Genomic DNA, 15,723 nt, shown 5'->3' on the forward strand with positions numbered 1-15,723 from the left:
CGATGCTGTCCCGCCTCATCCCCGTGCGTGAAACTATTCTAGGCGCTGCTATCCTCGCACTGCTTCTTTTGATCGCGTCGCGATTTTCCGGATTCGTGGCGCCAGCCAACTTGCTCAACGTATTTAACGATACGGCGCCACTGATCATTCTTGCATTGGGGCAAATGGTTGTCATCTTGACGCGCTGCATCGACCTATCTGTTGCAGCCAATTTGGCGCTGACCGGGATGGCCGTCGCAATGCTGAACGTGGCGATGCCCGGCTTGCCAATCCCGGTCATCATTGCCGTTGCCATCGGTCTAGGGGCGGTGATGGGGGCCATTAACGGGCTTTTGGTCTGGAAGCTGATGATCCCGCCGATCGTTGTAACTCTTGGCACCATGGCAGTCTTTCGCGGGATTATCTTTCTGATCTCTGACGGAAAATGGGTAAATGCGCATGAAATGAGTGACGCGTTTACAGGCTTTCCGAGGGCGGTAATCCTCGGACTACCGGTTTTGTCGTGGGTTGCACTCCTGACGGTCGCGATCTTTGGGATCATGATGTCGCGCACGGCCTTGGGGCGGTCGATCTTTGCGGTTGGAGGCAATCCGGATGCTGCGGTCTACACAGGGATTGATGTTGGCAGGGTGAAGTTTCTGGCGTTTGTCTTGTCTGGTGCATTGGCGGGTCTGACAGGGTACCTTTGGGTCGCGCGGTATGCTGTTGCCTATGTCGATATCGCAGGTGGGTTCGAACTTGAAGTCGTCGCTGCCTGTGTCATCGGCGGCATTTCGATCGCGGGCGGGATCGGATCTGTCGGCGGCGCGGTATTGGGTGCGCTGTTTCTGGGCGTGATCAAGAACGCGCTTCCCGTGATTAACATCTCCCCATTCTGGCAACTCGCGATCTCGGGCAGTGCGATCCTGATCGCCGTGGCGTTCAACGCGCGATCCGGAAAGACCAAGGGGCGGATAATCCTGAAATCAGCCGAGGCGTCCGAATGACCGATGGCAGCACGCCCCCGCGCTTTATTCCTGACCGTCTCAGGACCCGGAAGACGCGCATCCTGCACAGTTGGGAAATTCTTTTGCTGGCGGTGGCCATTGCGATCTTCGTGATAAACAGCCTTGCATCGCCGTACTTTCTGAACGCTTGGAACTTGAGCGATGCGACCTTCAACTTCACCGAGAAGGCGATGATCGCGTTTGCTATGGCGTTGTTGATCATCTCGGGAGAGATCGATCTGTCTGTGGCCGCGATCATCGCGCTTGCCAGCACGGCGATGGGGTTTGCAGCGCAATATGGGGCTGGCACGCCGGAGCTTGTGGCGATCGGATTGGTAGTGGGACTGCTCTGCGGTGTGTTCAATGCGATTTTCGTGACCATCTTAGGCTTGCCGTCTATCGTTGTGACAATTGGGACGATGAGCCTCTTTCGGGGCATCAGCTACATCGTTTTGGGCGACGAGGCGTTCCGGGGCTATCCCGCAAGCTTTGCGTGGTTCGGGCAAGGCTATCTATTCTGGGTTTTCACGGTTGAACTGGCGCTTTTCGCGGTGATTGCGGTCATCTACGGGGTGCTGCTCCACAAAACAAACTTCGGTCGGGCGATTTACGCCATTGGCAACAACCCCACCGCCGCGTTGTTCAGCGGAATCCGTGTACAGCGCGTGAAGTTCATACTTTTCCTCCTGACCGGGCTGATGTCAGGCGTCGCCGCTATTTGTTTGACTTCGCGCCTTGGTTCAACCCGACCAAGCATAGCGCAGGGGATGGAACTGGAGGTCGTGACGATGGTCGTTCTCGGTGGTGTAAGCATTCTGGGCGGGTCCGGCTCAATACCGGGTGTTGTCATCGCAGCCTTTGTCATGGGTCTGGTAACATTCGGTTTGGGGCTTCTGAATGTGCCGGGGATTGTCATGTCGATTTTCATCGGTCTTCTGTTGATTGGGGTGATCGCGCTGCCGCGCCTTTGGACGATGGCTGCGGCAAAACGAGGTCGCACATGAGCGAGCGCTATGTGTTTCGAATGCAGCTCAACGCCGGGCAAGCTGAAGAATATCAGCAGCGCCATGACGCGATCTGGCCTGATCTGGTGCGGTTGCTTAAAGACGCGGGTATCAGCGATTACAGCATTCATCTCGACGAACCCAGCGGATTGCTGATTGGCGTGCTGATCCGCGCAGAGGATCACGGAATGAATGACCTGCCCGGCCATCCGGTGATGCAGAAATGGTGGGCTCATATGTCCGATATCATGGAAACGGACCCAGATAATGCGCCCGTCGCGATACCACTGCGGCAAGTCTTTCATATGCCATGATCATCCCGCAGCACGTCGCCGTCATCGATATTGGCAAAACCAATGCCAAGCTCGCGCTCGTCGATATGCAGACCTTGACGGAGGTCACCGTTGTCACCCGACCCAACACGGTTTTGTCGGGTCCGCCATGGCCTCATTTTGACACCGAGGGTCATTGGGCATTCCTGCTCGACGGGTTGAAGACATTCCATGAAACCCATCGGATTGATGCGATCTCAATCACGACACACGGAGCCAGTATCGTCTTACTTGATAAGAACGGAAATTTAGCGGCGCCCATTCTGGACTATGAGCATCCCATTCCAGCAGAGTGCGCGGCGAAGTACGATGCGCTTCGACCACCTTTTTCCAAAACCGGTTCTCCGAGGTTGGCCGCCGGGCTGAATGTAGGGGCGCAACTGCATTGGCAATTTGCAAACGACCCGGATCTGTATTCGCGAACGGCGCATATCATCGGTTATCCGCAGTATTGGGCGCATCGATTGACTGGTGCTGTTGCCAATGATGTGACGTCGATCGGGTGCCACACGGATCTTTGGATGCCGCGCGAAGGTCGCTTGTCTGACTTGGCCGAAACCTTGGACATTAGCCAGAAGATCGCACCGGTTCGCAAGCCCGCCGACGTGCTTGGGTCGATCCGACCGGACATTGCCCTAAAGACCGGATTGTCGCCAGAGACGCCTGTTCTATGCGGGATCCACGATTCAAACGCGTCGCTTTACTGCCACCTTCTGACACAGGACAAAGACTTCTCCGTTGTCTCGACGGGCACGTGGGTCGTGGTGATGACGATGGGCGGAACAGCCCCACCTCTGGACCCTAGACGCGACACGCTGATGAACGTGAACGCTCTGGGCGATATGGTCCCGTCTGCCCGGTTCATGGGCGGGCGCGAATTTGAGTTGATCCAGGGGGATCATCCTTTTGAGCCGACAGATCGTGACGCGACCTCTGTCCTGACCAATGACGTGATGCTTCTCCCCTCCGTTGAGGCTGATGGTGGACCCTATCCGGGCAGAAAGACGAGATGGATCGGGTCGAAGCCAGAAAACGGCTCAGGTATCCGGTCCGTCGCTCTGTCGTATTATCTCGCGCTGATGACGGAGACCTGCTTGCGTCTGACCGGAGCAAGCGACCGTGCAATCGTCGAAGGGCCCTTCGCCCGAAATATTTACTATCTTGCAATGTTAAGTGCGGTGCGCGGTCATCCCGTTCTCCGAAGCCAGTCCGCCACAGGAACCAGCATCGGCGCAGCACTCCTCTATGGACGTTCTGAAGCCATACCTTTGCCGGACCGGATCGAACGCCCACCGAATTTCACCGAGCTTTCCGCCTACGCAGAAAGATGGTTTGCGCGCGTCACATCTTAGCCCGCAATGGCATGCAGCTTGGTGGAATGGTCAAACACGTGCCCGTCCGCTTGCTTCTCTGCTAATTTCGGCGTCTTGAGCAGAATGATCGCTGTGTTCCGAATGCGATGATCTGCAAGAGTTCTTGCGATTTGACTGGGTACGCAGTTCAGTATCTTCTGTTCAGGACACTGGGCGTTTGCGACAATCGTGACGTCCATACGATCATGATAGCTCGATTGTGTCAGCCTTTCCTCAATTAGATGCGCCGAGGAAACAGACATGTAAAACGCGACAGATGTGCCGGGTCTGATATCAGCCAGCCAGTCGGGTGCGGTTGGGCCATCGTCCAGATGCCCTGTCGTAAGGATAAGCGTGTCAACTACGCCGCGTTCTGTCAGGACCGTTTTCTGAGCGGCGGCGGCAGCACTTGCGGCTGTCACGCCGGGAACAATCTCGAACGGGATATCTGCACTTTCAAGCGCGCTGATCTCCTCCGCGCCGCGTCCGAAAATTCCAGGATCACCGCATTTGAGCCGGACCACCCTTTGCCCCTGTTTCGCCGCAGCGACCAATGTCGCGCTGATTTTATCCTGCGGCCAGCTGTGGCACCCCGGTTTCTTTCCCACGTAAATCCGCTCTGCATCGCGGCGCGCAAGCTCTAGAACTTCCGGATCGACTAAGCGGTCATAGAAAATGACATCCGCTTCTTGAAGGCGCTGAACGCCCCGTAGGGTGATCAAATCCTTGCCGCCGGGACCTGCGCCAACCAACGCAACGCTACCGCCCGCGGCCGTGCCAAACGTACCAGTTTGAATGGCCTCTTTGATCAGACGAGCGGCTTCACGTTCCGCACCACGCCCATGGGCGGAGCGGGGCGCATCATTGAAGACCCACCGCCACAAGTCACGCCGTGCGCGGGGGGCAAGGCGCGCCATTGCTGCGCTGCGAAGGCGGCCCGCGACGGCGGCCAGATCGCCCAGCCTGGGTTCCAGCATCTGTTCCATCCGGGTCTTTATTTGCCGCGCCAAAACAGGTGCTGTGCCCTCCGTGCCGATCGCCACCACAACCGGATCACGGTCCACGATCGATGGTGTGATCGCGTCACATAAATGAGGTTGATCCACGACATTGACCGTTGCGCCCGCCTCTTTCGCCAGTGCGTGCAATGCGGCATCCGCGCCGGGACAGCCTGTTGCGACGAAGACCAGCGCACTGTTTGCAAAGCTTTCTGCTGAAACTGCAGTCGGATCCTGCGTAATCCGTCCGTCATTCGCGAGGCCTTGCAACTCCGCATCCAGCTCGGGCGACAGCACGTGGATTTTGGCCTCGGTTTTCAGCATCAGGCGCGTCTTCTGTGCTGCTTGTTCACCGCCACCTGCGATCACGACGCGGCGTCCGGCCATCTGAAGGAACATGGGAAATGTTTTCATGCGGAAAGGCTTTCTGATCTGTGTCGTTGAGTCCAAAGCGCGCGGGCCATCTCTTGGGTTTGCAGAATCGTTGGCGCGGCCTTCAGGGTCCAAAGCGCCAATGCGGCTGTCCCGATTACGGTATGGATGGCGAACTCATCAACATGGGTCCCATGCCAAAGAGCGACGGGATCGATGGTGTGGTTCGCGTTGTGTAGCTTGCGTGTTTCGTCTATCAGTGTGGGTGCGACTTTCTGAAGATGCATGCCATCTCGAAGGCCAAATACCGTGATGTCTTTGCCGGGATGGCGCTCAAACTCGCCGCCGCCGCCCTTGATGACCGTCAGATCCTTCTGCCCCAATAGCTTTGCTGCGCAGGCCTGAAGCCCGCGGTAGGATGGATGGAATACCCCTTGGACGGTGACTGGCGCGTTGGTGGGATTCCACATCCGCAGGACAGTATTGATGCAGGATCGTAGGCCGAAGGTGTCACGTAATTGCAAAAGCCGGAATGCTTCCGGACAAAGAGTTTGAAGCGGATTGTAGCGAAGGTTCCCGCCGGTCAGGAATAGGACCGGACTAAGCGAAGCAACATCCGCCTGATGGGAATTCCAGCCATGAATGGACACCCGATAGCCTGCGTCTGCGACAAGACGGGCGGCCAAAAAAAAGAGGGGCGCGCCGCGTGTGCGCCCTGCAGCGTAACTGGGCCAGTCGAGATCGGCGGGCTGGGACTGATTTCTCGTATGCTCCCGCAGTGCAGCGGCAAACCCCGCAATTTCCTCGGCGACCTCACCCCTTAGACGGAGCACCATCAAAAGCGCACCGATGGCTTCGGGTTCTGCACGGCCCGCAAGGATCAAAGCCATCGCTGCTTTCGCTTCGTCCAGTGTCAGCGGGCGGGCGCGTCCTTTTCCGCGCGCAACAATTTGAATGTACGGTGCTAGGCTCATTCGGCGGCTACCGGCAATGCGGCGTTCCTCAAAAGCATTGCCAGTTCCGGCTTGCAGGACCCGCAGTTCGTTCCGGCACAAGTTTGCGCGCCCAAGTCCTCGATGCTGACCGAGCCGTGACCAATCGCCGTGATAAGTGTGTTGCGGCCGACATTGAAGCAGGCACAGACCTGCACGCCCGGATCAGGTTGCCCAAGTTTAATACGACCGGCGAGGGCATCAAATGGCGCGGCGCTCGTCCCGATCAATTCAATTGCTTTGCTGCGAGACAACGCGACAGGACGCGGCGCCGCAAAAAATACAGCCTGGAGTATACCACGCTCGGACATCGCAATACGTGCCAGTCCCGTAGCCGGATCTTCGATCGCTGCGACCTCGCCGCCGGAAACGCCGGTGATCCTGCGGGCCTCTACTGTCCAATCGTCAGGACATGCAAGGTCGGCTAGCTCGATCTGCCAACCGGTTGAAGTGCGTGCTACGGCGGAATAGGCCGCGGTCGGTCGCATCTCGAAAAGGCTGGCCGCGAAGCCATACCACGCACCCTTGAACCGAGTGGCTGAGACAGATCCGGATTTCAGCGCGGGTTGGCCCGAGACGGGATCGGTTTGAGATGGCGTGACGCTGTTGATCATGCTGCGCGAGGTGCGTTGCCGGGTCCAATGCATTGGCGCAAAGAGGTGGCCCTGAGCGACGCGCGGCGTGACCAAAGCCCGCAAGATGCAGTCATTTGCGCCGTTGTTGAGTTGAACAAGATCGCCTGGCTCGAGTTCCAGCGCGGCGGCATCGTCGGGGTGAACTTCTACGTAGGGTTCCGCCAGATGCGCGCCAAGGCGTGGCGCTTTCCCTGTCCGCGTCATGGTGTGCCACTGATCGCGATTGCGACCGGTGTTCAACCGAAATGACCCTAGGCTGCGGATAGGCGTTGCAATGGCAACCATTCTAGCCTTGCCATCCGGGTGATAAAATTTGCCGTCTGCAAAAAACCGGTGATTGTTTTGCGGCCATTGGGTTGGCAGCAACGCCGCGTAGTCTGCATCCGCAAATACGCTCAGGTCCAAATCGCGCCCAAAAGTCCGGGTTGCCTCAGAAAGCGCGATATATTCCGAAAAGACTTCCGACGGTGAATCGTAAGAAAAGGCGTCACCCCACCCCATTCTAGCCGCAACATCACAGATTATTTTCCAGTCTGGCCGCGCATCCCCCGGGGTGGGAAGAAAAGCACGCTGTCGCGATACTCGGCGTTCCGAATTGGTGACGGTTCCGTCTTTCTCGCCCCATCCGGTTGCAGGCAGTAAGACATCGGCAAGGTCGCCTGTGTCGGTGCGTGCCATGATGTCAGAGACAACCACGAACGGCACATTGGCGATGGCATCTGAAACACCATTTGCGTCGGGCATGGAAACCGCCGGGTTCGTTGACATAACCCAGAGTGCTTTGATTTTACCTCTGGCACACGCTTCAAATAGGTCGACCGCCTTCAGGCCCGGCTGTTGGCAGATCGTCGGGCTTTCCCAGAACATTTGAACCGCGTCTCGGTGGCCAGAATTCTCAATATCAAGGTGATTGGCCAGCATGTTCGCCAGCCCGCCGACCTCGCGCCCACCCATCGCGTTCGGCTGACCTGTGACGGAGAACGGTCCGCATCCCGGCGCTCCGACCCGACCCGTGGCCAGATGACAGTTCAGGATGGCGTTGACCTTGTCGGTTCCACATTCGGATTGGTTGACCCCTTGCGAGTAGACGGTCACCACTTTGCGGTTCTTGGCCCAGAGTGCGTAGAACTGCAGGAGGTCACGGGCGCTCAGACCGCTTTCTGTAGGATCGCAGGTTTTGGCTGCAGCCAATGCTTCATCGAAGCCACTGACGTTTGCGGTGATGTAGTCGGTGTCCACCATACCTTCCGCCACCAGATAGGCGAGCAGACCGTTGAACAGGGCTATATCCCCATCCGGGCTGATCTTCAGGTGGATGTCGGCAAGCTCCGATGTGGCCGTGAGGCGCGGGTCGATGTTTACGATGCGGAGGTCGGGGCGTTTTTCCTTCACGGCGGCGATGCGCTGGTGGAGTACGGGATGGCACCATGCAAGGTTGGAACCCACCAAAACGATCAGATCGGCCTCTTCCAGATCGTCGTAAGTGCCGGGAACTGTGTCGCTGCCAAAGGCTCGCTTATGCCCTGCAACGGAAGATGCCATGCAAAGCCGGGAATTGGTGTCGATATTGGCTGAACCGATGAACCCTTTCATCAGTTTGTTGGCGACGTAGTAGTCCTCAGTCAGCAATTGACCCGACACATAGAAAGCGACGCTGTCAGGCCCGTGATCTCGCACTGCGGCAGAAAACTCGTCTGCCACGAGATCGAGTGCTTCAGTCCAGCTTGCGCGCTGTCCTCGGATTTGCGGAGTGAGAAGGCGCCCATCCAAATTGATCGTTTCCCCCAATGCCGACCCTTTGGAACAGAGGCGGCCATAGTTTGCGGGATGTTCAGGATCGCCTTTGATGGTTCCATCTGCGTCCGCCAGAACGCCGCAGCCCACACCGCAATAGGGACAGGTGGTCCGCGTCAGGCTCATGCAACCGCCTTTGCGCGCAAACATGTTATGTCCAAAAGGATACGCCCGCCTTCGACGCGGGCCGGGTGCGTCGCCACTTGACCTTCATCGGCCCCTTGGGCAAGACCGGTTTCCAAAGAAATCACCCAATTGTGCAGCGGGCAGGTGACAGCCTTGCCGTGGACAATACCCTCAGCCAACGGCCCGGCCTTATGCGGGCAGGCATTGTCCAGCGCATAGATTTCGTCCTCGCCGGTTCTGAAAACTGCCACGCAGCCATGGGCCGTTTTGACCATGCGCGCGCCGCGTTGCGGGATATCCTGAAGCGCCGCTATATCGATCCAGTTGCTCATTCGGCAGCCTCCAATGACAGATTGGCGAGGGGGCGGTAAGTGTCTGATTGGCGTGCGACGTGTTCTGCCCATGGATCTTTGCGATAGATGGATTGGCTCAGTTCGAACCTCGCTACGAGAGCCGCACGCTCGTTCAGATCGTCCACCACGCGCGATTTGATCCAATCGAGCCCAACCTTGTTCATCCACTTATAAATACGGTCGAGATACTTGGCGTTCTCGCGGTAGGCCTGCGTCACCGCCTTGACGACATTGATCGTCTCTTCTTCCGTGGCGACCTGAACCAGAAGTTCCGTCTCGCGGACATCCATCCCGGCTGCGCCGCCAATGCTGATCTGATAGCCACTGTCGACGCAAACCACTCCAATATCTTTGCAGGTTGCTTCTGCACAATTGCGCGGACAACCGGATACTGCGAGCTTCAGCTTATGGGGCGTCCAAGACCCCCAAAGCTCTTTTTCAAGTTTGATGCCAAGGCCGGTGCTGTCTTGCGTGCCAAAGCGGCAGTGATCCGTTCCGACACAGGTTTTCACAGTGCGCAGGCCCTTTGAATAGGCGTGACCCGAGACCATTCCAGCGGCGTTCAGATCGCGCCAGATGTCAGGAAGGTCTTCTCCTCGTACACCCAGAAGATCAATCCGCTGGCCACCGGTCACTTTTACGGTCGGGACACCGAATTTGTCCGCAGCATCCGCAATCGCCCGCAACTCGTCCGGGGTCGTAATGCCACCCCACATACGCGGCACGACGGAGAACGTGCCGTCTTTCTGGATGTTCGCGTGCTTGCGTTCGTTCACGAAACGGCTTTGAGGGTCGTCCTGATACTCCAACGGCCAGTCGGCCAGCAGATAGAAGTTCAGGGCCGGACGGCAGACGTGACAGCCACAGGTGGTCTTCCACGCGCATTCCTGCCAGACGGCGGCCATGGTGGTAAGGCGCTGCGATTTGATCATGCGCCGAACATCTTCGTGCGTCAGGTCGGTGCATCCGCACATTGGCTGCGCGGCCGGGATGACAAACTCATCCCCTAGGGAGTGTGCGAGAACCTGTTCAACCAATCCGGTGCAGGTGCCGCACGAGCCGGAGGCCTTGGTGACAGCGCGGATTGCACCAAGATCGGTGGCCCCAGCAGAGATGGCGTCCTCAATCTGACCTTTGCATATGCCGTTACAGCCACAGATTTCCGCGTCACGCGGTAAGGCTGCAACGGCTGCCAACGGGTCCAGCGGGGTTCCCCCCTGAAAGGCCGGTCCGAAGATCAGGGTGTCCCGCATGTCCGCGATGTCGGTCTTGTCGCGAATGAGACCGAAAAACCAATTGCTGTCCGCAGTGTCGCCGTACATCACGGCACCGATGACGACGTTGTTTTCAATGACCAACCGACGGTAAACACCCCGCGCCGGGTCGCGGAACACGATATCTTCGCGACCCTCACCATCGGCGAAATCTCCGGCGCTGAAGAGATCGCAGCCCGTGACCTTGAGTTTCGTCGACAGCTCTTTCTGAACGAAGCTGGCAGTCTGACCTTGCAGGGTCTGCGCGGCGACCTTTGCCTGATCATAGAGCGGCGCCACCAGACCGAACACAGCGCCGTTGTGTTCGACACATTCACCAACGGCCAGAACATCTGCGTCGGACGTGATCATCTGGTCGTCCACATGGATTCCCCGCCCAACCGCAATCCCGGATGCCTGCGCGAGGGCGACGTTGGGCCGTATACCCACGGCCATGACCAGAAGATCGCATGGCAGAACCGTGCCGTCGTCAAGCGAAAGACCTGTGACATGACCGTTCTCGCCCAAAATCTCTTTCGAGTTGGCCGAGCATTTAACGGTGATGCCCTTCTCGGTCAGCGCCTTCCGCAGGAGGTAGCCCGCAGCCTCATCCAACTGCCGTTCCATCAGATGTCCCATGATGTGGACCACAGTGACATCTGCACCGCGCGCGGCCATACCCGCCGCCGCCTCAAGTCCCAGAAGTCCACCGCCGATGACGACGACTTTCTTCTCTGGACCCATCGCCATCATCCGTTCGGTGTCTTCGAGGTCGCGGTAAGCGATAACGCCGTCAAGGTCATGCCCAGGCAGTGGGATCATGAAAGGGTTGGAGCCCGTTCCGAAGAGCAGCTTGTCATAGCCGAGAACGTCGCCGTTTTCGGAAGTTACCGTCTTCGCGACCCGGTCAATATCGGCGATATGTTCGCCGAAGCGGCAGGTTACGGCGTGCTCGGCATACCAAGTGTCGTCATGGGTGACGATGTCGGAATAGGTCTTTTCGCCCGAAAGAACCGGGCTGAGCATGATGCGGTTGTAGTTTCCGCGCGGCTCGGCGTTGAATAGGGTGATATCGTACGCGTCCGGGTCTTGTTCGACGAGATGTTCGATCACCCGGCCAGAGGCCATGCCCGCACCGATCACAATGAGTTTCTGCCTCATGGGTTTACTCCGCAGCTATGGAGGTGACTGGCGCCTTTTTGGGCTTCGCGCCATGTTCGTATTCTTCGAGGAAATCGAGCACATCCTGCCGATAGCGGTAGTAGTCCGGATGCTCCAGAAGCGCCTTACGCGTGCGCGGTCTGGGCAGGTCTACATCTGTGATCTTTCCGATTGTGGCCTGCGGTCCGTTTGTCATCATCACCACACGGTCCGCCAGAAGAATGGCTTCATCCACGTCGTGCGTGACGCAGATCGCGGTCACTTTGGTGCGTGACCACACCTCCATCAGGACTTCCTGCAATTCCCACCGCGTGAGACTGTCGAGCATCCCGAACGGCTCGTCGAGCAACAGTAATTTCGGTGAAAGAGCAAAGGCGCGTGCGATGCCGACGCGCTGCTTCATGCCGTTGGACAAGGACGCCGCGCCCTTGTCCATGCTGTCAGCCAATCCGACACGTTCAAGATAGTATTCAACGACCTCTTCGCGTTCTACGCGGGTCGCGGTGGGGTAGACCTTGTCGACGCCAATGGCGACGTTTTCCTTCGCGGTGAGCCATGGAAACAGATTGGGCGATTGGAAAACCACCGCCCGCTCAGGATCAGCGCCCTCAACGTGCCGGCCGTCCAATTTGATTGCGCCCTTCGAGATTGGATTGAGCCCGGCGGCCATTGTCAGCACCGTCGACTTACCGCAACCGGAATGCCCGATCAGGGAAATGAATTCGCCGCGGTTGATCTTCAGATCGAAGTCTTCGACTACAGTCAACGGACCTTTGGGGGTCGGGTAGACCTTGTGAAGCTGCGAAAAGTCGAGGAACCGCTCTTCGATCATTCCGGTCTGCGCTTTTGCAACAGCGGCGGGTACGCCGTGGATTGGGGTCACGTTCGGAAGCGTTCTTGTCTCTTCGGCCTTTGCAGCGATGCCCACGTCCATCAGGTATTTCGTGACCTCGGCCCGGAGTGTCTTGAAGCTGTCGTTATGGTTCATCGCGATGCGGTCGCGGGGACGCGCAATGTCCACCTCGAAGGCATCGGCCAGCGTGCCGTCCGGATTCAGGGGAATGATCCGGTCGGCCAAGAGGATCGCCTCGTCCACATCGTTGGTGATCAGGATGCAGGTCTTTTTGTCCTGCTCCCAGATCTCCAGTATTTCGTCGGCCAGATTAGCGCGCGTCAGGGCATCAAGTGCTGACAGCGGCTCGTCCAGAAGAAGCATCTCCGGGTTCAGGGCCAGCGCACGTGCCACTGCAACCCGCTGCCGCATTCCGCCCGATAGTTCGGCCGGTCTGCGACTGATCGCATGTCCCAGGCCGACCATGCTGACATAGTGATCGATCTTCGTTTGACGCTCAGATTTAGAGATCTTTGGGTGAACCGCATCCACCGCAAGTCCGACATTTCCGCCGACGGTCAACCAAGGCATCAGAGAATAGCTTTGGAAGATCAGCCCGCGTTCCGGTCCGGGGCCGGTGATCTCAGTGCCCTTGAATGTCACGCTGCCGCTGTCGGGTATTTCAAGACCGGCGATCAGATTGATGAGCGTCGATTTGCCCGTGCCGGAGAAGCCAAGGATGGCAAGGAACTCGCCTTCCTTCACGTCGAGGTTGATGTTCTTCAGGACTTCGGAGCGGCCTGTCCCGGTTCCAAACCCTTTGCTCACATTGTCGAAGCTGAGGATCATATCGCTTACCTTTGCGCCGAGAAGGTGAACATGGACTGCAGTGCGTACATCACCCGGTCGAGCAAGAAGCCGATAATCCCGATGGTAAAGACGGCGACCATGATTTTGGCGAGCGATTGGGAACTGCCGTTCTGGAACTCATCCCAGACGAACTTTCCAAGACCGGGGTTCTGCGCCAGCATCTCCGCGGCGATCAACACCATCCAACCCACACCAAGGGACAGGCGCAAACCCGTAAAGATCAGGGGCAGGGCTGAAGGCAGCACCAGCTTTGTGATCTTTGTCCATGTGTTCATCTTCAAGACCCGCGAGACGGACACCAGATCGCGGTCGATGCTGCTGACGCCCAAGGCCGTGTTGATCAGTGTGGGCCACAAGGAACACAGGGTCACAGTGATCGCTGAGATCAGGAAAGACTTGGAAAACATACCGTCATTGGTTGCGTAAACAGCCGAGACCACCATGGTGACAATCGGCAACCACGCCAGCGGTGAGACGGGTTTGAAGATCTGGATCAGCGGGTTAAGCGCGGCGTTTGCCGTGGCAGACAGCCCCGCCGCGATGCCTAATGGAATGGCGATCACCGAGGCGATGAAGAAGCCGAAGAATACCGTTTTGATCGAAGTCCAGATTTGCTGATAGTAAGTTGGTTTGCCGGTATAGGTGCGCTGTTTCACCTTATCCGCGTTGCCCTCAGCGACGAGCTTTGCGTTGCGATCATCCTGCCGCTGGTAGAATGCCGCTTCCTTTTCGCGGGCGCGGGCGGCATCTTCGTTCAGTTTGACCGCCTGCTCCCAGACCTGTGCCGGTCCGGGTACGGCGCCGAGCGACGTTTGTACCTTCGGTGCCAATGCGGCCCAAGCTGTCAGAAAGACCGCGATCGCTAGGAGAGGTACCCCCAGCAAGCGCCAAATCTGGCCCATTTGAGCCTTGGGATTGTCGCCCGCAACGGCCTTAAGAACCGGTGTGACCCAGCTGAGCCCGAGAACCTGAAACCAATTGTCGAGCTTGTTGATCCGGGTAAAAAGCCGCGCGCGGCGGGCTTCTTTATCCAGGGTGACGGGGTCAATGGCGGTCATGAGGACGTTCCTGCTGTTGAGTTGGCGGGGGCCCGCACGGTCTGGTCACCGTGCGGACCGCTCGTCTTAGCCTTGGACTTCGTTGCCAACGACGATTTGGCTGCCTTTCAGGCCGATCGGCAGGCTGTCGAGATAGGCGTTCGGCGTCCGGCCGTCATAGGCGATGCCGTCGATGATATCTTCGGCGGGCGTCGGTGCTTTGAAGCCGTCGCTGTCCCACGGGAAGTCCGCTTCATCGGCCATGCCCTCATCGACTAGAAGGCGGGCTGCTTGAAGGTAAATGTCCGGGCGGTACACATCTTGCGCCGTTTCAATGAACCATTCGTCGGACTTTGGCTCCGCAATCTGACCCCAGCGGCGCATCTGCGTCAGATACCAGATCGCATCAGAGTAGAAGGGGTAGGTGGCGTTGTAGCGGAAGAAGACGTTGAAGTCGGGGATCTCGCGTTTGTCACCTTTTTCGAACTCAAAGGTGCCGGTCATGGAATTCGCGATCACATCATAATCAGCGCCGACATATTCGGAGCGAGACAAGATTTCCACCGCCTCGGGGCGGTTGGCGTTTTCGTTCTCGTCAAGCCAGATCGCTGCGCGGATCAGCGCTTTTGTCAGAGCCAACGTCGTGTTGGGATTCTCTTCAGCGAATTCCTTGGTTATCCCGAAGACCTTCTCGGGATTGTTCTTCCAAAGCTGGTAATCCGTGATGACCGGGACGCCGATGCCCTTGAACACCGCTTGTTGGTTCCAAGGCTCGCCCACGCAGTAGCCAAAGATTGTCCCGGCTTCCATCGTAGCGGGCATCTGGGGCGGTGGCGTTACGGACAGAAGGACGTCTGCGCCGATCTGACCTGAAATATCGTCGGGGGAATAGTACCCCGGCTCCAATCCGCCAGCAGCCAGCCAGTAGCGCAGCTCGTAATTGTGGGTAGAGACAGGGAACACCATGCCCATGTTGAAGGGGATGCCCTGATCTTTATAATCCTCAACCACCGGGGCCAACGCGCTTGCGCTGATCGGATGCTGAGGGCGGCCGTCGTCCATTGTCGGGACATTCGGCTTCATCTGTTCCCAGATCTCGTTTGAAACGGTGATCGCATTGCCATTCAGATCCATAGAGAATGGTGTGATGATATGGGCTTGAGTGCCGTAACCGATGGTTGCCGCCAGCGGTTGGCCCGCCAGCATATGCGCGCCGTCAAGCTGCCCGTCGATCACACCGTCCAGCAAAACCTTCCAGTTCGCCTGAGCTTCAAGGGTCACGAAAAGCCCTTCGTCCTCGAAGTAGCCATTCTCGTAAGCCACAGCCAGCGGTGCCATGTCCGTTAGTTTGATGAAGCCGAACGTCAGCTCATCTTTTTCAAGGTCAAGCAAGTCTGCGGAAGCCGACGTGGCCAGACATCCGGTTGCGACAATCGTCCATGAGAGCAGTTTTCTCATTAAAATCGGTCCTTCGATCTGTGCCGGAAACACCGGCGGAATAGAAAAAAAGCCGCACGTAAGGGCACGGGGGAGGAGGATCCGTGGTCCATACGAGCGGCTTTGCTCTGAAAATCAGGTGTGCCTGCAGCGGCACTTCAGATGTATCTGGGCGTCTTTGCCCTTACG

The 15,723-nt window shown here is 57.8% G+C and carries 12 protein-coding genes; 4 read left to right on the plus strand and 8 right to left on the minus strand.

Features of this window, described 5'->3' with window-relative positions:
- The first annotated feature begins 2 nt into the window (after positions 1-2).
- From KIN_RS17570 to KIN_RS17585, 4 genes are read left to right on the plus strand one after another with little or no spacing between them, the layout of a single operon-like run.
- The gene (locus KIN_RS17570) at positions 3-986 is read left to right on the plus strand and encodes an ABC transporter permease (RefSeq protein ID WP_174239139.1); all 984 of its coding nucleotides are present in this window, start codon (positions 3-5) and stop codon (positions 984-986) included.
- On the plus strand, positions 983-1,990 hold the full coding sequence (locus KIN_RS17575) for an ABC transporter permease (RefSeq protein WP_159809493.1): 1,008 nt from the start codon (positions 983-985) through the stop codon (positions 1,988-1,990). The genes KIN_RS17570 and KIN_RS17575 overlap by 4 nt, the downstream gene beginning before the upstream one ends.
- Entirely contained in the window at positions 1,987-2,304 is a 318-nt protein-coding gene (locus tag KIN_RS17580) for an L-rhamnose mutarotase (protein WP_159809494.1), read from the plus strand. Before KIN_RS17575 ends, KIN_RS17580 begins: the two co-directional genes overlap by 4 nt.
- Entirely contained in the window at positions 2,301-3,674 is a 1,374-nt protein-coding gene (locus tag KIN_RS17585) for an FGGY-family carbohydrate kinase (protein WP_159809496.1), read from the plus strand. The genes KIN_RS17580 and KIN_RS17585 overlap by 4 nt, the downstream gene beginning before the upstream one ends.
- Here KIN_RS17585 and cysG read toward each other — a convergent pair.
- From cysG to KIN_RS17625, 8 genes are all read right to left on the minus strand, one after another.
- Positions 3,671-5,086, minus strand: coding sequence for a siroheme synthase CysG (gene cysG / locus KIN_RS17590; RefSeq protein ID WP_159809498.1), 1,416 nt, complete (start codon positions 5,084-5,086; stop codon positions 3,671-3,673). The two genes, KIN_RS17585 and cysG, sit on opposite strands and share 4 nt — an antisense overlap.
- A complete protein-coding gene (locus KIN_RS17595) occupies positions 5,083-6,018 on the minus strand; it encodes a glycosyl transferase family 3 (RefSeq protein WP_159809500.1) in 936 nt (311 codons plus the stop codon). Before KIN_RS17595 ends, cysG begins: the two co-directional genes overlap by 4 nt.
- Positions 6,015-8,591, minus strand: a complete 2,577-nt coding sequence (locus KIN_RS17600) for a nitrate reductase (protein WP_159809502.1) — start codon at positions 8,589-8,591, stop codon at positions 6,015-6,017. The genes KIN_RS17595 and KIN_RS17600 overlap by 4 nt, the downstream gene beginning before the upstream one ends.
- A complete protein-coding gene (gene nirD, locus KIN_RS17605; protein WP_159809504.1) occupies positions 8,588-8,923 on the minus strand; it encodes a nitrite reductase small subunit NirD in 336 nt (111 codons plus the stop codon). The genes KIN_RS17600 and nirD overlap by 4 nt, the downstream gene beginning before the upstream one ends.
- Complete coding sequence (gene nirB, locus KIN_RS17610) at positions 8,920-11,358, minus strand: nitrite reductase large subunit NirB (protein ID WP_159809506.1); 2,439 nt, start codon at positions 11,356-11,358, stop codon at positions 8,920-8,922. The genes nirD and nirB overlap by 4 nt, the downstream gene beginning before the upstream one ends.
- A gap of 4 nt (positions 11,359-11,362) precedes the next feature.
- Complete coding sequence (locus KIN_RS17615) at positions 11,363-13,039, minus strand: ABC transporter ATP-binding protein (RefSeq protein ID WP_159809508.1); 1,677 nt, start codon at positions 13,037-13,039, stop codon at positions 11,363-11,365.
- A gap of 5 nt (positions 13,040-13,044) precedes the next feature.
- Positions 13,045-14,118, minus strand: coding sequence for an ABC transporter permease (locus KIN_RS17620; protein WP_159809510.1), 1,074 nt, complete (start codon positions 14,116-14,118; stop codon positions 13,045-13,047).
- Between the two features lie 66 nt (positions 14,119-14,184).
- Positions 14,185-15,555 carry a CmpA/NrtA family ABC transporter substrate-binding protein gene (locus KIN_RS17625; protein ID WP_159809512.1) on the minus strand — a complete coding sequence of 457 codons (1,371 nt, stop codon included), beginning with the start codon at positions 15,553-15,555 and terminating at the stop codon, positions 14,185-14,187.
- Between the last annotated feature and the right edge of the window lie 168 nt (positions 15,556-15,723).

It is taken from the genome of Litoreibacter roseus (assembly GCF_009811795.1).
GTDB lineage: Bacteria > Pseudomonadota > Alphaproteobacteria > Rhodobacterales > Rhodobacteraceae > Litoreibacter > Litoreibacter roseus.